14 protein-coding genes and 2 pseudogenes are annotated in these 16,500 nt (G+C 70.1%); 6 read left to right on the forward strand and 10 right to left on the reverse strand.

Annotation, left to right across the window (positions count from 1 at the left end; genetic code table 11):
• Positions 1-8 precede the first annotated feature (8 nt).
• Together secD and ACFWFZ_RS27265 are read left to right on the forward strand one after the other, a co-directional pair.
• The gene (gene secD / locus ACFWFZ_RS27260; protein ID WP_387125616.1) at positions 9-2,357 is read left to right on the forward strand and encodes a protein translocase subunit SecD; all 2,349 of its coding nucleotides are present in this window, start codon (positions 9-11) and stop codon (positions 2,355-2,357) included.
• Positions 2,358-2,459: 102 nt separating this feature from the next.
• Positions 2,460-3,313: pseudogene (locus ACFWFZ_RS27265) on the forward strand (IS5 family transposase).
• A gap of 42 nt (positions 3,314-3,355) precedes the next feature.
• Here the strand turns inward: ACFWFZ_RS27265 and ACFWFZ_RS27270 are convergent.
• From ACFWFZ_RS27270 to ACFWFZ_RS27280, 3 genes are all read right to left on the reverse strand, one after another.
• Complete coding sequence (locus tag ACFWFZ_RS27270) at positions 3,356-3,751, reverse strand: MerR family transcriptional regulator (RefSeq protein WP_387125617.1); 396 nt, start codon at positions 3,749-3,751, stop codon at positions 3,356-3,358.
• Positions 3,752-3,876: 125 nt separating this feature from the next.
• Positions 3,877-6,018, reverse strand: a complete 2,142-nt coding sequence (locus ACFWFZ_RS27275) for a M48 family metallopeptidase (RefSeq protein ID WP_387125618.1) — start codon at positions 6,016-6,018, stop codon at positions 3,877-3,879.
• Positions 6,019-6,042: 24 nt separating this feature from the next.
• A complete protein-coding gene (locus ACFWFZ_RS27280; protein ID WP_387125619.1) occupies positions 6,043-6,498 on the reverse strand; it encodes a hypothetical protein in 456 nt (151 codons plus the stop codon).
• Between the two features lie 359 nt (positions 6,499-6,857).
• On the opposite strand from ACFWFZ_RS27280, the gene ACFWFZ_RS27285 reads away from it, so the two are divergent.
• Complete coding sequence (locus tag ACFWFZ_RS27285) at positions 6,858-7,226, forward strand: helicase associated domain-containing protein (RefSeq protein WP_387125620.1); 369 nt, start codon at positions 6,858-6,860, stop codon at positions 7,224-7,226.
• A gap of 174 nt (positions 7,227-7,400) precedes the next feature.
• A complete protein-coding gene (locus tag ACFWFZ_RS27290) occupies positions 7,401-8,279 on the forward strand; it encodes a DUF4394 domain-containing protein (protein ID WP_387125621.1) in 879 nt (292 codons plus the stop codon).
• A 142-nt stretch (positions 8,280-8,421) separates the two neighbouring features.
• Here the strand turns inward: ACFWFZ_RS27290 and ACFWFZ_RS27295 are convergent.
• The 3 genes and pseudogenes from ACFWFZ_RS27295 to ACFWFZ_RS27305 form a co-directional block, all read right to left on the reverse strand.
• Positions 8,422-8,704: pseudogene (locus ACFWFZ_RS27295) on the reverse strand (fasciclin domain-containing protein); the annotation flags it as partial.
• 1,014 nt (positions 8,705-9,718) lie between these two features.
• A complete protein-coding gene (locus ACFWFZ_RS27300) occupies positions 9,719-9,958 on the reverse strand; it encodes a chaplin (RefSeq protein WP_387125622.1) in 240 nt (79 codons plus the stop codon).
• Positions 9,959-10,571: 613 nt separating this feature from the next.
• The gene (locus ACFWFZ_RS27305; RefSeq protein WP_387125623.1) at positions 10,572-11,711 is read right to left on the reverse strand and encodes a PucR family transcriptional regulator; all 1,140 of its coding nucleotides are present in this window, start codon (positions 11,709-11,711) and stop codon (positions 10,572-10,574) included.
• An 86-nt stretch (positions 11,712-11,797) separates the two neighbouring features.
• Between ACFWFZ_RS27305 and ACFWFZ_RS27310 the strand changes: the two genes are divergently transcribed.
• Positions 11,798-12,853, forward strand: a complete 1,056-nt coding sequence (locus ACFWFZ_RS27310) for a ferredoxin reductase (RefSeq protein ID WP_387125624.1) — start codon at positions 11,798-11,800, stop codon at positions 12,851-12,853.
• Positions 12,854-12,860: 7 nt separating this feature from the next.
• Positions 12,861-13,979 carry a fatty acid desaturase family protein gene (locus ACFWFZ_RS27315; RefSeq protein WP_387125625.1) on the forward strand — a complete coding sequence of 373 codons (1,119 nt, stop codon included), beginning with the start codon at positions 12,861-12,863 and terminating at the stop codon, positions 13,977-13,979.
• Between the two features lie 365 nt (positions 13,980-14,344).
• Here ACFWFZ_RS27315 and ACFWFZ_RS27320 read toward each other — a convergent pair whose 3' ends face one another.
• From ACFWFZ_RS27320 to ACFWFZ_RS27335, 4 genes are all read right to left on the reverse strand, one after another.
• Complete coding sequence (locus ACFWFZ_RS27320; protein WP_387125626.1) at positions 14,345-14,557, reverse strand: hypothetical protein; 213 nt, start codon at positions 14,555-14,557, stop codon at positions 14,345-14,347.
• A gap of 152 nt (positions 14,558-14,709) precedes the next feature.
• Positions 14,710-15,063, reverse strand: coding sequence for a hypothetical protein (locus ACFWFZ_RS27325; RefSeq protein ID WP_387125627.1), 354 nt, complete (start codon positions 15,061-15,063; stop codon positions 14,710-14,712).
• A gap of 475 nt (positions 15,064-15,538) precedes the next feature.
• The gene (locus ACFWFZ_RS27330; protein WP_008735947.1) at positions 15,539-15,742 is read right to left on the reverse strand and encodes a cold-shock protein; all 204 of its coding nucleotides are present in this window, start codon (positions 15,740-15,742) and stop codon (positions 15,539-15,541) included.
• A gap of 248 nt (positions 15,743-15,990) precedes the next feature.
• Positions 15,991-16,329: a MerR family transcriptional regulator gene (locus ACFWFZ_RS27335; protein ID WP_387125628.1), complete on the reverse strand. Its 339-nt coding sequence runs from the start codon at positions 16,327-16,329 to the stop codon at positions 15,991-15,993.
• Between the last annotated feature and the right edge of the window lie 171 nt (positions 16,330-16,500).

The following is a 16,500-nucleotide window of genomic DNA, read 5'->3' on the forward strand; positions in this document are numbered from 1 at the left end:
GAGTACGCATGTCTCGCGCACCCTTGTCCTGCCCACCCTTGTGGAGGGCGATCGTCGCGCTGGCGGCCGTCGCGCTGTCCCTCTACATCGCCCTCACCCAATCCGCCCGCCTCGGCCTGGATCTGCGCGGCGGCACCCAGATCGTCCTGGAGACCCGGGACTCACCCACCGTCAAGGCCGACGCCGCATCCACCGACCGCGCTCTGGAGGTCCTCAGGCAGCGCGTCGACGCCCTCGGCGTCTCCGAACCCGGCATCGCCCGCTCCGGCGAGAAACGGATCATCGTCGAACTGCCCGGAGTGCAGGACCCACGCAAGGCCGCCGAGGTCATCGGCCGCACCGCACAGCTCACGGTCCACCCGGTGACGGGGGCGACGGCCGACAAGGGCTCCGCGAAGCCCGAGGCCGACGGATCGCGCACCCTGCCCGACCCGGACCAGCCGGGCAACCACCTGAAGCTGGGTCCCACCGCCCTCACCGGCGAGGGGGTCAAGGACGCCGAGGCGGTCCTGGACCAGCAGTCGCTGGGCGGCTGGATGGTCTCCCTCGACTTCCGCAAGGGCGCGGACGACACCTGGGCGAAGATCACCTCGGACGCGGCCTGCGCGCCTCAGGGCGCTCCGGAACGCCGCGTCGTCATCACCCTCGACAACAAGATCATCTCGGCGCCCGGCGTCACCGCGGACGTGGTGTGCGGGACCGGTATCATCGGCGGTTCCACGCAGATCAGCGGCGACTTCGGCCGGGCCGAGGCGCGCGACCTGGCGGCGCTCGTGAAGGGCGGCGCGCTGCCGGTGCCCCTCGACGTCGTGGAGCAGCGCACGGTCGGCCCGACGCTCGGCGCCGACGCAATCGAGGCGAGCACCAAGGCCGCGCTCATCGGCATCGCCCTGACCGCACTGTTCATCACCGTCGTCTACCGGCTCCTTGGCGCGCTCGCCGCCTTGGCTCTCGCGCTGTACGGCCTCATCTCGTACGCCGCTCTGGTGGCGCTCGGCGCGACGCTCACGCTGCCGGGGCTCGCCGGGTTCGTCCTGGCGATCGGCATGGCGGTGGACGCGAACGTCCTGGTCTTCGAACGGGCCAGGGAGGAGTACCTGGGCGTCCGTTCCAAGGACTTGGCGAAGCCGGTGAAGACCGGCTTCGCGAAGGCATGGAGCGCGGTGATCGACTCGAACGTGACGACGCTGCTCGCCGCGGGATTGCTGTTCTTCTTCGCCACGGGCCCGGTCAAGGGCTTCGGGATCACCCTGTGCATCGGCGTCCTGGCATCGATGCTCACGGCGCTCGTGATCACCCGCGCGCTCGCGGACTTCGCCGTCGCCCGCAGCTTCGTACGCAAGCGCCCCGGTCTGACGGGCATCGCCTCGACGGGCCGAGTCCGCACATGGCTGTCCCGCCGCAACCCGAACCTGGTCCGCCACCGTCGCCGCTGGCTCGGCGCGAGCGCACTCCTGGTGGCGGTGGCCGTCGCAGGAATCTTCATCCGCGGCCTGGACTTCGGCGTGGAGTTCACCGGCGGCCGCCTCGTCGAGTACAGCACCAGCAGGTCCGTCGACGCGGACACGGCCCGGAACGCCGTGTCCGACGCGGGGTTCCCGCGCGCGGTGGTGCAGGAGTCCGGCGACGGCGACATCACCGTACGCACGGAGAAGCTCACCGACGACGAACAGCATCGCGTCAAGGCGGCCTTGGAGGAGCCCGGCGGAACCGTCACGGTGGAACGTGACGAACAGATCGGCCCGAGCCTCGGCAGCGAACTGCGCCACAAGGCGCTCCTGGCCCTGGGCATCGCGGTGGCCGCCCAGCTGATCTACCTCAGCGTGCGGTTCCGCTGGACCCTGGCGGCAGCGGCAGTCTCTGCGATGGTCCACGACGTCCTCCTCGTGGTGGGCCTGTTCGCCTGGCTGGGCAAGCCGGTGGACAGCGTCTTCCTGGCGGCGCTGCTCACGGTGATCGGCTACTCCGTGAACGACACGGTGGTCGTCTTCGACCGCGTCCGCGAAGCGCGCCGCCGAGACCCACGAGGCAACCTGGAGAAAGCGGCCAACCACGCGGTGGTCCAGACACTCCCGCGCACGGTGAACACGGGCATGGGAGCCCTGTTCATCCTGACCGCACTGGCGGTGCTGGGCGGCGACTCGCTGGCGGACTTCTCCGTGGCGCTGATCGCGGGCGTCCTGGTCGGCATCGCCTCGACCATCTTCACCGCGGTCCCGATCGCGATCGCCCTGGAACACCGCAACCCGACCCCCCCACCGGCACGGGACCGCCGCGCCGCGAAGGAAGTCCCTGACGGGTACATCCCGTTGGACGCGCGGAGGAAGAAGGAGAGGGGGACGGGGGCGGTCGTCTGAGAGGGCGTTAAGTCCGATCTTCCTCGGTTCGTGATCGCTCGATCGTGGTACTGATCGCCACGCCGGCCACCTGCTGGGCATGTTCATGCCGAGATGCGGGCCATGGAGAGAAAGCCGTACCCCAGCGACTTGTCGGGCGAGCAGTGGGCGTTGATCCAGCCGATGATCACGGCGTGGAAGCAGGACCGGGTGGCACGGTCGGCGACCGGTGATCCCGGGGCCTGCGACCTGCGGGAAGTCGTGAACGCGATCTTCTACCAGAACCGAACGGGCTGCCAGTGGCGCTACCTGCCCCACGACCTGCCGGCCTGGTCAGCGGTGTTCTACTACTTCACGCTGTGGCGCCAGGACGGCCTCGACCAGCGTATCCAGGAACTCCTGCGCTGCCAGGTGCGGGAGAGAGCCCGGCGGTTAGAGGACCCGTCCCTCGTGATCATCGACACCCAGTCCGTCCGCGCGGCCGCCGGTGTCCCGAAGACCACGACGGGACTGGACGCCAACAAGAAGGTGTCGGCCGCAAGCGGGGACTGGCCGTCGACGTCCTGGGGCTGATCATCGGCGTCGTCGTGCTGGCCGCCTCCGCCCATGACAACGCCGCCGGCACCGCCCTGCTCGACCAGGCCGCCGAGCGGTGCGGCAACCGTCTGGAGAAGGCCCTGGTGGACCAGGGCTTCAAGGACGAGGTCCTCATCCACGCCGCCCTGGCCGGCATCGACATCGAGATCGTCCGCCGCAACCCCGCCGACCAGGGCAAAGGCTTCATTCCGCAGCCCAAGCGGTGGATCGTGGAGCAGGTCAACGGCACATTGATGCTGCACCGCCGCCTCGCCCGCGAGTACGACCACCGGCCCGACACCTCCGCCTCGCGCGTCTACTGGGCCTCAATCGCGAACATGGCCCGCCGCCTCACCACGCCGAGTCCGGCCTGGCGCGACACCCTCAAGCTGGCCGCGTGAACGTCACCGAGCTCCTGGTCGACCTCCAGTCGAAGAGGCACCTCACGTCATCCCGCAGAAGATCAGCACACCGCCATGCTGCCTGGCCGTTCGATCCAACGCAGCCCCGTTTCCCTTGACCAAAGAGATAGGGGCCCCGCAGACCTCAAGGGCATGCCGCCGCGCGCCACCGTTTGCGACCATCCGCGCCCGGACCGAGGCGCACACCCCTTCCTCGCCGACGTCGAGGAGCTCGCGGATCTCCTCCAGGGCCAGGCCCAGCAGCTTGGCCGAGGAGATGGAGGCCAGGCGCTCCACCGCGTCCTCGTCGTACATCCGGTACCCGGACGGCGTGCGGTCCGCGGGGAGCAGTCCGGCGTGTCGACGGTCATCCAGTTCCCCGCTCCCGGCAGCTTGGGCGTCGCCCAATTCCCCACCCTCGTGGTCACGTTCCCCCATGGGGCGGTGACCGTGGTCGGCCGGTGACGGTCCGCGGTTCCGGGCCAGCACCCTGATGGTCGGCCAATGCGCCGTGTCACCGGGCAGACCCGAGCGAGGGCCCGCCTGCCCACGACCGATGGTCGTCAGAGGGGCACTGCGACATCCGTTTCAGCGGACGGCGGGGCGGTGGCCTCCGCTGAGCGAGTCATTGCCGCGACGGTGAGCGCGGCGAGGAAGGCGCCTTGGACGCCGAAGACGAGGTAGGGGCGACTGGATGTCACGGGCATGTCCAGGGCCACCGCGAACAATGTGCCAAGCGCCATGCCGATGAGGGCTGACGCGACGGCTGCCCGCCGCAAGGGGTGAGGGGAGGAGATTGCTGCGACGGCGCCGACCACGGCTGGCACGCCGGCCAGCAACATCCCGTCGGACAGGGGGCTGAGCGCTGCCTCCCACACCACGTCGAGGTACCCCCGTAATGCCCACCACAAGGCGGCATAGGTCAGACCGCCGACGAGGAAGGCGGCCCCGCAGCTGGGCAGCCGGACGGGCAGGGCCTTGCCCGAGAAGACCACCGCCGGACGCCGCGGCCGCCAGAGCCGCCCTGCCATTGGGGCACCGAACAGCAGGGCCGCCATTCCCAAGAACCACGGCATGTGCTCGAAGCAGGCGTCGAGGGCGATCGTTTCGGCCACGGCGAACACGAGCAAGGGGCCGGGCAGGTCGCTCAAAGCCGTGCCGTTGTATCGCGTGAGGATGAACCCCGAATGCATTTCGAACACCGGCCGGGCAGTGGTCAGGGCGACGGCGACGATGGCGGCGCAAGGCAGGAAGGCGATGAGCAGCGGCCGGCGGGCCGCCGCAACCGCAGGTGCCCATGCCGCGGCCAGGTACTCGCACCAAAGGATCAGCAGTCCCAGGAGGGTGCCGCGGAGCAGTAAGTTGCCCACCTCGATGCCGAGAGAGGTCGGCATGGTCAGCCAGTTGAGGAGCAGCATGGGTGAGACAGCGGTGCCGGCCACCAGGCCGAGGGGAATGCCCCAGCGTAGTGCGTGCAACCGAGGGAGGCTCTGATGCAGAGCAGCGCGTAGGACCGACAAGCCGAGGAGCACCATCAGTAGTGCGGTTACGGGCTCGGGCCACCACAGCTTCCAGATCGCATCGCTACTCCACAGCGCTGCCGGAGCCGTACTCGGGTCCCAGATGAGCACCAGGCATGCGCCTAGCACCAGCGCGAAACCGAAGCCGGGCGCCAACAGCGGAGCCGGGTTCTTCACTGCCCATACCCGCGACGTCATGGTGGGGTGCGTGTCGCTCAGCCGCCGCACTAACGCCCACGCGCCAACAGCGGAGCCCTTCTTCCCGTCGGAGCGGAGGAGCCGCGTCAAGGGCTCGGTTCGCTCCTGCCACTCCAGGACGCGTGCATCGGCCTGAAACTCCCTGCTGCGTAGCACCTGGGCCCGCGCCACCACGAGCAGTAGTGCCAGTCCCGACATCTGAACAAAGCTCGCAGCGTAGAGGCGTTGATGCACGCCGAATGCCACGTACAGGAGCGACTGGAGGGCGACGGGTGCGAACACGAGTACCGAATAGACCCGGAAGAACCCGAGCGTGATCATCGTCAGGTCTACGTCGCGGTTGCGCAGGTGCGCCAGCTCATGCAAGACCAAGGCTTCGAATGCCTCTTGGTCCCGGTCGAGCAGCGACAACACACCTCGCCCGAGGATCACGTACCGCTGACCGATCCTGCCCAACGCCACGCCGTTCGCCGCTGGGTCGAGCAGGTCGATCAGAAAGTGCACCCGCCGACCGGGGATCACACGATCGGCCAAGCGCAACAGCTCGGCGTCGAGGCGCGGCAAGTTGTCTGCGGTGATGGGCCGCACGCCACGACGGCGGGCCTGCCTGGTCGCGCGAAGCCAGTAGTGCAGCCCTGTGGCGGCGACCAGCAGGCCCGCGTTGTACAAGAACGCCTCGGAGTGCAACGGCTTGGGGGCATCGCGAGAGCACTCGGCCACGCCCGGCAGCCGTCGGCCGCTTGCCCACACGTCCATCGCCGCGGCCGGGCCGCCGACGCTCGCGATGCCCTGCCGCACGCACGAGTGGAGCGGATCGCTCGGGAGGTCCCTCCAGCCTCCGGTGAAGAGCAAGTAGTAGGCTGGCTGTCTGATCACGCTGAACGCCAGAACTGCGACGATCAACAAGACGAACGCGGTCAGCGTGGCGGACGGCAGCAGAAACGGCCGCCCCGGCGAGGGCTCCGGATCCGTCGCAGTGATCGGCATCGGGCATCATTCCTCCACGGCGGTTCAGGCGTCGTCGCCGGTGGGCTGGCGCAGGTACGCCACCACAGCCTCCGCCAGAAGCTCTGCCCGGTCCTGCGGGAGGCCGAGGAGGACAGCACGACGATGCGCAAGTCCCCGGACGCCGGCCAGGGTGTCCTCCGACAGCGGTGCCAGGTCCTCGCCTGCGGCCTCGTCAGCCAGAGCTCCTTGCCGCTGGCCCGGCCTCAGGCGCCGCAGCCAGCCCCGCGTGCGGTCGGCGACCCGCCGCCCGGCGTCCTCGGCAAGGCTCTTGGCTACTTCGCTCGCCACACCGCATGCCACGGTGGTGAAGAGCACTGCGGCAGCATCAGCTACACCGAAGCCGAGCGGGTCGTCGCGACGGCGATGCTTCCGCCTCCCCCGGCGCGGAACGGCGGCCGCCGTCTCGTCGAACAACGCCAGCTCGTCGGGTGCCAAGCGCGCAACCAGGTAGCGAGCCATACCAAGCTCGTCGCGTTCTCCCCGCCGGCCTCTGTCGCCCATCGCCCTCTCCCCCATACACCTGTCACAGTAACTCCCAGACTAGCGAGTCGAGTTGGATGCCCACTCACCTTGGCCGGGAAGAACAGCAGCAGGCGCCACCAGGTCTCCGAAGCACGTCTGGCCGACCTGGAAGGGCAAGCCGACCACCTCGCTCACACGCTCGAAGAGGCCGGCCCGTACCGCGGAGGGCGCCCGCGAGGTCCCCAAACATGCATCGAGGAGCAGGACGAGCGGCTGCGCCAGGCCAGCACCTGGGGAATTGCGTGAAGTTAGCCCTTGGGAAGTGAGCGACCGTCCACAGACCCGGGCACGCTGGGGTGGACGGTCGACTGGAGCGGCACTACGCCTACCTCGCACAGCTCCTCGCCGACGGTGCGCGGCCGGCCGCGATCGTGCCGGGAGTGACCCGGCACGGCGAGGACATCGGGCGGTGGCTCGCTTCACAGCGGCGGAACTGGGACCGGCTGAACGCCGAACAGCAACGCCGACTCGCCGAACTCGGCGGGAAGAAGGCCCCGCACGCCCGCAAGGCCCCGGCGAAGACGACTACGGCCGGCCGGGCCACGCGCCGCGCCGCCGTCCACGCCGACGCCCCAGCTACCCCGGCCGAAGAAGCGCCTGGCCTAGCACCCATCTCGGCGTCCAACGGATGCCCTGTGCCCGACACCGCGGCGCAGCGCGTGTAGATGTCGCCGACCGCCGCGAGAGCGCCGGCGCCCAAGGCCGGCAGGGGCACCGTGGTGCGCGAACTGGGCCATGCGGGTGGTATCCGCCCCGGTCACACGTCTGCGGCGGCGTCGGCTGCGAATCCCGGTCGAGCCTGCGGCCGTCTGGCCGCGGTACCCGATTCGGGAGCAACCATGCGAAAGCACACCTTCACCGTCGCGTCCGCCGTCGTCCTCGCGGCCCTGTGCGCGGCGCCCGCGCTGGCCGCCGCCGCTGCCGGCGCCCCGCCGCAGGCCAGGCCTGCGACGGAGGGCCAGGGCGGCCTGACCGCGATCGGCCTGACCGGCGACCAGCGCCTCGTCGAGTTCGACGTGGCCAAGCCGTCCAAGACCTGGTCGCTGGGCAGGGTCTCCGGACTCTCCGGCGACACGAAGCTCGTCGGCATCGACTTCCGGGTCCAGGACGAGAAGCTGTACGGCGTCGGCAACAGGGGCGGCATCTACACCCTGAACACCACGAACGCCAAGGCGGTCAAGGTGTCGCAGCTGACCGTGGCGCTGGCCGGGACCGCGTTCGGCGTGGACTTCAACCCGGCGGCCAACCGGCTGCGGGTCATCTCCGACACGGGCCAGAACCTGCGCCACAACATCGACGATGCGGCCGCCCCGCTTGTGACCACCGTCGACGGCACCCTGACCAACCCCACCACGCCGCCGTCGACCGCCATGGGCGTCACGGGCGCCGCCTATACCAACAACGACCTGAACGCCGCGACGGCCACCACGCTGTTCGACCTCGACACGATGGCCGACCGGATCTCCCTGCAGTCCCCTGCCAACGCCGGCACCCTCGCCCCCACCGGCAACCTCGGCGTCGACGCCGCCCTCGATGCCGGCTTCGACATCCACTACAGCCCGGCCACCGGAGTGAACCGCGGCTTCGCCGCCATCGGCACCGCAGGCACCTACCGCCTCTACGCGGTCGACGTGCTGACCGGCAAGGCAACCGACAAGGGCGCCTTCCCGGCCCGGTACCAGGTCACCGACCTGGCCCTGCCCATCAACCAGAAGTAGCGGCCAGGACCTCTGCCGGGTCCGGCCCGCGCGCTGCTTCCGTGACAACGACGGGGCATCGGGCGGTCGTGTCGTCGGTCAGGCCGGTGGCCCCGCCCCCTTGGGGCGGGGCCACCGGCCGTTCCCGTCGCCGCTCGCGCGGGCTCTTGAGAGTGTCGACGAGACCGGCCTGCCTGACCGCGGCGACCAGCGTGGCCAGCGCCGGGTTGTTCGAGGCGGCGGTGGCGACCGGGTTCAGCGCCGAACGGCTGATCGCCGGTCGTCGAGTCGTCCATCGGGTTGCTCGTACCGGTCTTGGCCTCATCACCGGCGGCCGCGGGGGCGGCCTTGGTCTCGCCGGAGTCGGAGCAGGCCGCGAGGGAGAAGGGCAGCACGGCGGCTGCGGCGACGGCGATCGCGGTACGGCGGATCTGCACGGTGTTCATGATCAGTTGCTCCTCTTTGAGCTTCTGTCGGTCTGTCAGGGTTGTGGGGTTCAGGGGTGGTGCTGCCGGGCCGGGAACCTGTGGTGGGGCCGGGCCTGGGGAGATTCAAAGAGCGCCATCAGGGTCTATGGGACGGTGGCGAAGACGCTGCGTCGCCGCTCGCCCGTCGGGGATCGTCCGCGCGCGCTGGTCGGTCTGTCTGGACCTGGCCGGTGCCGTCGGTGGCGCGGACGGTGACCGTGTGCCCGCCCGGGGGCGGCAGGCCGCCCGGCGCCTTGCCGGTACGGCCGCGGTGGCGGGTACGCCCGCAGCGGTTGAGAAGCCGCGCCGGCTCCACCCTGTTCGCCCGCCTCGCCCCGCCGGCTTGCCGCGGGCCGGAGCGGGTGGATCACCGCGCTACCCACCACCGGCATCGGCCCGGCGGACGGCCGCACCGGAGAGGCGACCAGCTCGGCCACGGCGGGCGCCGTGACAGCGGCCGGAACGTCGGCCGCCGCGCTCATGGCGGCGCGGGGAATGGTGCTGCGGGAGTGGTTCACGTACCGGGTTCGGCAGCATCCACCTGGCCGATTGGCCGGAGACCCGAAAGAGTGACCTGCTCGTCTCCGGCGCCTTCGCGGCCGGACGCGAACGCCGCGGTTCGGCCCGGAGCCGCCTGCTGCCGGAGCTGAGCAGGAAGCACCGTCGAGGATCCGGTCGCGCAGACGGGTGGGCCACCGGGCACGGCGCCCAGACGGGATGAGAGCGGGGACGAATCCGTCGGCCAGGCGGCGATGCAGCACGCTGCACCAAGGCCGAGGGCTACCCCGACCACGAGAGCATCGCACCTGGAGATCAGAGCATCCCGGCGGGAGGTGCTGTGGGTGGCTGAGCCGACAGCCACCCACAGCCGACCCGACGGCTCAAAGGGGGGCGCGCCCGAGGCGCGCCCCGGTCCTGTGGCCGGGCGGGTCACGGTCCACGCCGTCGCGTCTACTCGGCAGCGCGGACCGGGGCCTTCGAGGTGGTGCCGGATCAGACGTTGACGCAGGTGTTGCCGAACGACGGGTTCAGCAGCCCGATGATGCTGACGGTGTTACCGCAGGCGTTGACCGGAATGTGGATGGGCACCTGGATCAGGTTGCCCGAGCCCACACCCGGCGAGTACGCGGCCACGCCCTGCGCACCCGCGTCGGCCGAGGCCGCCGACGCACCTCCGACCACCACCGCACCGGCTGCCAGCGCCACCGCCAGACCTCGTCGCACACGAACCATGTGAACTACCTCCCGAAAGGGTGCCTCGGCTACGCGAGGACCCCGCGCGGCCGGCGCGGGAACGGGACCTTCCGGTATCCCCGCACACACCGTCTTCGCCGCTGCCCGCCCACGGGCTTGGCCACCACAGCCTGGTTCCCCCGAACGAGGCAATGCGCGCGGTGCGGCTTGACGAAGCGCCTTCCCCTCCGCCGACCTGATCGCCCGGGCTGCGCGGCGAAGATGGTGCTGCCGCGTGGAAAGACACAAGGGCCCCGACCGGCCCGGGGGGGGCGGACAAGGCGGTCAAAGTGTAGGGCGGAAAGGGCAGTCGCCTCACGGCGGCTTGGTCGGCCGCGTCCCGGGCTAGAGGACCGGGGACGGTGACTGCTTCTGGGCCGCGTAGAGCGCTGGCCGCTCCTGCTGGATCCGCTTCAGGAGGTCGCCGCGGCGCTGGATGGTGCGTACTTCCAGCGCCGCGGCGAAGCTCCGCCTGTACAGAGGCGAGGGTGGTGGCGTCTGAGCTGGCCGATACAGCTCTCCCCCGGGCCGCATGAGCAGCTGATGGCACCGAGAACGAGGTCACGATTCCTGGACTCCTCGCGGACGCGGTCGTGGGCGGTCGAAGTACGCGTCAGCTGACCCGAGGACCGACTGCCAGCGTCAGTTCAAGGACCCGGTGTGGCGATGCGAGATCCGGAAACAGCTCCCGCAGCTGCGACATCCGGTACCGGACCGTCTGGGGATGGACGAACAACGCCGCCGCCACCTCGTCCCGCCTGCCCTGGTGCAGCAGCCACGCTCGCAACGTCTCCTCCAGCCGCCGTGCCGTCGCGACAGGCAAGGTCCGCAACGGTGCGAGGGCTCGGGCACGCAGGTCTGCGAACGCGTCCACGTCGGCGCTCAGCACCAGCTCGGGCAGGTGGTCCTCGGTGTCGCGAATATCGCAGGAGAGGGAGCGCGCGCGTACGGCTCGTGCGTACGAGGCGGACGCACGAGTCCATGGCCGGGCCGGGCCGACCACGGCGGTGCGGTCGGTCAGCTGCCGCAAGAGATGTGGCCGGTCGGCGTCGGGGACGAGCAGCACACCGGTGGCGTCCGGCAGATCGTCGAGGACGAGGGTGCTCGGGTCGAGCGCGCGGTAGGCAGGCCGGGCCTGGGCGGCGGGCAGAAGGACCGCGGTCAGCGAAACCGGAGGCTGCCACCCGGCCCGTTGAACAGAGGCCAGCAGCACCTCCGGGCTCGCGCCGGCGAGGAGGTCGCGGGCCAGGTGTTCCAGGTGGCGCTCGTGGGCCCTGCCCCGGGCGGCGAGTTCGTCGGCGTGGCCCGCGGCGCTCGCGGCAGAGAGCTCGTCGATGTAGGCGAAGGTCAGCTCGGCGAACTTGGCGACCTCGGCGGCGGGCAGACCTACGGGTACGGCACCCGCTGCCAGGCATCGCCAGGCCACGCGGGCGCCGACGCGGTAGGCGCTGAGTAGGGCGTCCATCGAACGGCCGTCGCGCACCTCGCCGCGGCCCAGCTCGTAGGCTGCGTCACCGGCGTCGCCGCCTGTGGCGTTCCCGCTCGCGAGGTCCAGGTAGTGCCCCAGGGCGGTACGGACGGCTCGGCGGATGGTGGCGCCCATGCGGCCCGCAAGGGCGTTGGCATAGGGAGGGACCTCGTCGATGATCGCCTGGACGACCTCGTCGGCGGTGGTCTTCAGCGCGGCCCGGAGTGCGGTGACCGTCGTCTCATCCAGGGCCAGGTCGGTGACCCTCCGGATGGGGTGGCTCATGGTTTATTCCCTGCGAACAATTCAGCCGACCAGATTTACGTCTTGCGGTCAGGACTTTACGCCTTGCAGCGCATCAAGCTGGTGTCATGACGAGTGCAGCCCTCCGCAGTAGGGCGTGGAAACTGCTGGAGATGGTCACGACGCCGCTGCTGCCGTCGGACTACCTCGACCTGGTCAGCCCGCTGCGTGCGGGCGCTGACCTGCGTGGGCGCATTGAGGCCGTGCACCCCGAGACGGGTGACGCCGCGACCATCGTGATCAGGCCGGGACGAGGCTGGCGCGGCCACACAGCCGGTCAGTACGTGCGGATCGGGGTCGATGTCGACGGGGTGCGCCTGTGGCGTGCCTACTCCATCACCTCGCCGACGAACCGCCAGGACGGCCGCGTCACGATCACCGTGAAGGCGATCCCGGACGGCAAGGTCAGCAACCACCTGGTCCGCAGGGCGAAACCGGGCACGCTGATCCAGCTCGACCAGCCGACCGGTGACTTCGTGCTGCCGCAGGCCAAGCCCGCCAAGGTGCTCTACCTGACGGCCGGCAGCGGCATCACGCCCGTGATGGGCATGCTGCGCGACATCGTGTTCGACGACGTCGTCATGGTCCACTGCGCGCCACAGCCGCAAGACGTGATCTTCCGCAACGAACTGCACGACCTGGTCGCGGGCAAGAAGCTGCGGCTCACCGAGGTGCACACCGACACAGACGGCATGCTCGACATCGCCCGTCTCGACGAACTCGTGCCGGACTGGGCCGAGCGCGAGACCTGGGCTTGCGGGCCCGCGGGCCTGCTGGACGCCGCCGAAGAGCACTGGACCGGGCACGGCGTCCAAGAGCGCCTGCATACCGAACGCTTCCGCCCCGGCATCGTCGTCGCCGGCGACGGCGGCGAGGTCACGTTCAGCGCCTCCGGCAAGACCGTCGACGCGGACGGCGCCACGCCGTTGCTGGACATCGGCGAGGAGGCCGGCGTGCTCATGCCCTCCGGGTGCCGCATGGGCATCTGCTTCGGCTGCGTCACGCCGCTCAGGGCGGGCGCCGTCCGCGACCTGCGCACCGGCGAGATCACCGAGGCCGAGCCGGGCGTCCTCATCCAGACCTGCGTGTCCGCCGCGGCGGGCCCCTGCGACATCGAACGGTAGGAGCACCTTGACCGCCATCGACCCCACCGCCCACCTGACCGCGGAGCAGATCGAGGAGCTGGGCCGCGAGCTGGACGCGATCCGCGACGAGGTGATCGCCGGCCGCGGCGAGGAAGACGCCGCGTACATCCGTAAGGTCATCTCGGCGCAGCGCAAGCTCGAACTGGTCAGCAGGGGCGTGCTGCTGTTCTCGATCTTCCCGCCCGCGTGGCTGCTCGGCACCGCCGGTCTGTCCGTGGCGAAGATCATGGACAACATGGAGATCGGCCACAACATCCTGCACGGCCAGTGGGACTGGATGCGGGACCCGAAGATCCACTCCACCACCTGGGAGTGGGATCACGTCTCGCCGGCCGACCAGTGGAAGCACTCGCACAACGAGCTGCACCACACGTACACCAACGTGATCGGCAAGGACAACGACCTCGGCTACGGCATCATGCGCGTCGACGAGGACCAGAAGTGGCACCCGTTCCACCTCGGCCAGCCGCTGTGGAACTTCATCAACGCCTGCTTCTTCGAGTACGGCATCGCAGCGTACGACCTGGAGCTCGGCAAAAACCTGCACAAGCGCCGCCGCAAGAACCCGGAGTTCCGCGCGCGGGCCAAGGCCGTGGGCCGCAAGATCCGCAAGCAGGTGCTCAAGGACTACGTGATCCACCCGCTGCTGTCGGGCCCGTCGTTCCTCCCCACGCTCGCCGCTACGTTCACCGCGAACCTGGTCCGCAACATCTGGTCCCACTCGGTGATCATGTGCGGGCACTTCCCCGAGGGCGTACAGGTCTTCGAGCGGCGGTCGATCAAGGACGAAACGCGCGGCCAGTGGTACCTGCGCCAGATGATGGGCTCGGCGAACATCAGCGGCAGCAGGGCCATGCACTTCATGACCGGCAACCTGTCGCACCAGATCGAGCACCACCTGTTCCCGGACCTGCCCAGCAACCGGTACGCCGAGGTCGCGGTGAAGGTGCGCGCGCTGTTCGAGAAGTACGAGCTGGAGTACGTCACCGGGCCGCTCCCCAAGCAGGTGTTCTCTGCGTGGCGCAAGGTCTTCCGGCTCTCACTGCCGAACAAGAAGCCCAAGGTCGAAAGGCCGGACCGCGAGCAGGAGCTCGTCGCGGCCTGATTCCCGGTATTGGTTCGGATCTTTCGGCCGGACCGGCGGCACCGCCGGTCCGGTCAGCCGCGGTGGAACAGGTCTGCGCCTGCCGGCCGGTGCCTTCCTTTCGGCGCGGTTCCTTCGCCGCCGGGAACCTCCCGGCCTTCCTGGCGCCACTGCCGCTCGACGGCGTCGTAGATCGGAGAATCCGACACCCACCCGCCGCCCGCCCGCACGTCGGCGAAACTTCTCTGCGCTGGAACGTTCCTGTGGTCCATAAGCAGCCCAACGGCCCCGCGCCGGGCTTCGTGGCGGCCCGTATCCCGACCGTCACCGGGAGACCCGCAGCGGGGTGGCGGGTATGCCTGCCCCGGGTGCCGGCGGTGGGGGGGTCAGGATCCGAGGACGAGCAGCACGCAGGATGCGTTGGGCAGGTCTTCGGGGACGGTGGCGGTGCCGGTCAGGGGCATCAGATGCCCGTTGGCGCAGTCGCCGGGCTGCTGATGGTCGATCTCCCAGTCCCAGCCGGCCGGAATCGCGGGGGAACTGGTGGCGTAGAGGGGCCCGCGGCAGGAGCGACACCAGTAGAACGACCGCCCCCTCACCCCGGCACCCCTTGACGCGGACGCGCCACGACTGCCACCGCGGACGCTGGGACCCAGCCCGGCATGCTGGTGTGGACCGGACGGCGGAAGCCCGGAACGAGAAAGCGGAATACATCATTCACATCAGCTGAAACGATCCGGCAGCCTCCGCGTCACCCCTCCACAAGAGAGTCGGCCTGCTGGCCCAGCACCCCGGCGTAACCGGCACCGCGAAGCGAACTGCGGCCTCCAGGCGCAAACGGGAGCGTGGTGTTCGGGCGCAGGCCCGTCGTTGCGCGCAGTGTGGTGTGCAGGCGGGTGCGCAGGTGTATGAGGGCGTGGAAGTCCGCGAGGTGCGTGAAGCGGGTCAGCAGTCGGTCGATCAGGATGTCGTCGCCGGCTCCCACCGCCCGCACGATCGCCTCGACCGTCTCCCGTACCGCGGGAGACAGTCGCGCTGGACCGGCTGCGTGCGCGCCGAAACCGGGGCGGGCCCCCGCGGACGGCACCGTCACCTCGTCACACACGGGCAAGGTCCCGACGAACCTGCACGCATGATTGCGACCACGAGTTGGCGCTGCTCGATCACGGCTTGATCCTGCGCTCCTCCGAGGTCAGGCAAACTCAGGAACGCCGGTTACAGACCAGCCTGGGCAGCGCCCTGGCACTGCGCTGACCGCCCACCGCACCCTCTGGTGGATCAGCGGCACCCTCGCCCTGATGTGAGCCCTGATGTGCTTCCTGCCCAAGCGACCGAGCAGTCAGGCAGGCTGAGCTCCTCTGCACGGCGGCGGTAACCGGCCCCCTGCTCGATGGGGCGACCGCGCGGGAGGTGGCGATGCACCACCACGGACGAGGGCCGCGCGCAGTCGCGCAGCCCTCGTCCGGTGCGTGTCCATTGCCCCTGGGGCGCCGGCCGGGGTTCCGCCGTTCGGGTCGCCCGCTACCGGGCGGTCGGGAAGCCGGGCCGATCTCGGTGCCTGCAGGCGGGGGTGGGGAGGGTCAGGCCGGGTTGATGTTCTCGGCCTGGGGGCCCTTCTGACCCTGGGTGACGTCGAACGTCACGACCTGGCCCTCCTGGAGCTCACGGAAGCCCGAGGAGTTGATCGCCGAGTAGTGGGCGAAGACATCCGGGCCGCCGCCGTCCTGGGCGATGAAGCCGAAGCCCTTCTCAGCGTTGAACCACTTCACAGTTCCCGTAGCCATATCCATGCCTTCCAGTCGATGAACGCCTCCCACACCCTGCGGGAGGCGGAGGTGATCGCCCTGGTTCCTGCGGCACAGCACAGCAAAACACCCACGCCGAAGGCGTGGGCAAAGGGGAACGTCCGAACCACGACAGCTGACCCAGACGGTACACGCCCGCACACCCTGTCACCAGAGGAAACGACTCGGTACACCCGTGCGCGAGCCGGCCCGGGCCCGCCAGGTGTCCGGCGGGCATGGGTACGGACTCAGGCCGCGACCGCCGGGTTCGCCGAACCGGCGGCGCGGCGGTACTCGGCGTTGATGCGCTGGGCTTCCTCGAGCTGGTCTTCCAGGATGACGATGCGGCAGGCCGCCTCGATCGGGGTGCCCTGGTCGACGAGCTCCCGGGCGCGGGCCGCAATGCGCAGCTGGTAGCGGGAGTAGCGGCGGTGCCCGCCGGCGGAGCGCAGCGGGGTGATCAGGCGGGCTTCTCCGATGGCGCGCAGGAAGCCCTGGGTGGTGCCGAGCATTTCGGCGGCCCGGCCCATGGTGTAGGCGGGGTAGTCGTCGTCGTCGAGACGGCCCAGCGTGTCTTCTGCGGTCATTTCACCTCTCTGCGGAACGCGTGGAGGGGCCCGGGTGCCTGCTGGCACCCGGGCCCCGAAGGAACTGCTACACCATCTGCCGGCCCTGGTCTTGCGCCGGCCTTCTGTTTCCGCCGACCCGACCTGAGCTTCGTCGGGGATGCGGGGATCGCGGATGCGTGACCGGAGACC

It is taken from the genome of Streptomyces sp. NPDC060232 (genome assembly GCF_042726555.1).
In the GTDB taxonomy this organism is placed as follows: domain Bacteria; phylum Actinomycetota; class Actinomycetes; order Streptomycetales; family Streptomycetaceae; genus Streptomyces.

Coding starts and splice junctions, on each gene's coding strand:
- secD (WP_387125616.1), top strand. CDS start 9: ATGTCTCGCGCACCCTTGTCCTGCCCACCCTTGTGGAGGGCGATCGTC.
- ACFWFZ_RS27270 (WP_387125617.1), bottom strand. CDS start 3,751: ATGGGGGAACGTGACCACGAGGGTGGGGAATTGGGCGACGCCCAAGCT.
- ACFWFZ_RS27275 (WP_387125618.1), bottom strand. CDS start 6,018: ATGCCGATCACTGCGACGGATCCGGAGCCCTCGCCGGGGCGGCCGTTT.
- ACFWFZ_RS27280 (WP_387125619.1), bottom strand. CDS start 6,498: ATGGCTCGCTACCTGGTTGCGCGCTTGGCACCCGACGAGCTGGCGTTG.
- ACFWFZ_RS27290 (WP_387125621.1), top strand. CDS start 7,401: ATGCGAAAGCACACCTTCACCGTCGCGTCCGCCGTCGTCCTCGCGGCC.
- ACFWFZ_RS27300 (WP_387125622.1), bottom strand. CDS start 9,958: ATGGTTCGTGTGCGACGAGGTCTGGCGGTGGCGCTGGCAGCCGGTGCG.
- ACFWFZ_RS27305 (WP_387125623.1), bottom strand. CDS start 11,711: ATGAGCCACCCCATCCGGAGGGTCACCGACCTGGCCCTGGATGAGACG.
- ACFWFZ_RS27310 (WP_387125624.1), top strand. CDS start 11,798: ATGACGAGTGCAGCCCTCCGCAGTAGGGCGTGGAAACTGCTGGAGATG.
- ACFWFZ_RS27330 (WP_008735947.1), bottom strand. CDS start 15,742: ATGGCTACGGGAACTGTGAAGTGGTTCAACGCTGAGAAGGGCTTCGGC.
- ACFWFZ_RS27335 (WP_387125628.1), bottom strand. CDS start 16,329: ATGACCGCAGAAGACACGCTGGGCCGTCTCGACGACGACGACTACCCC.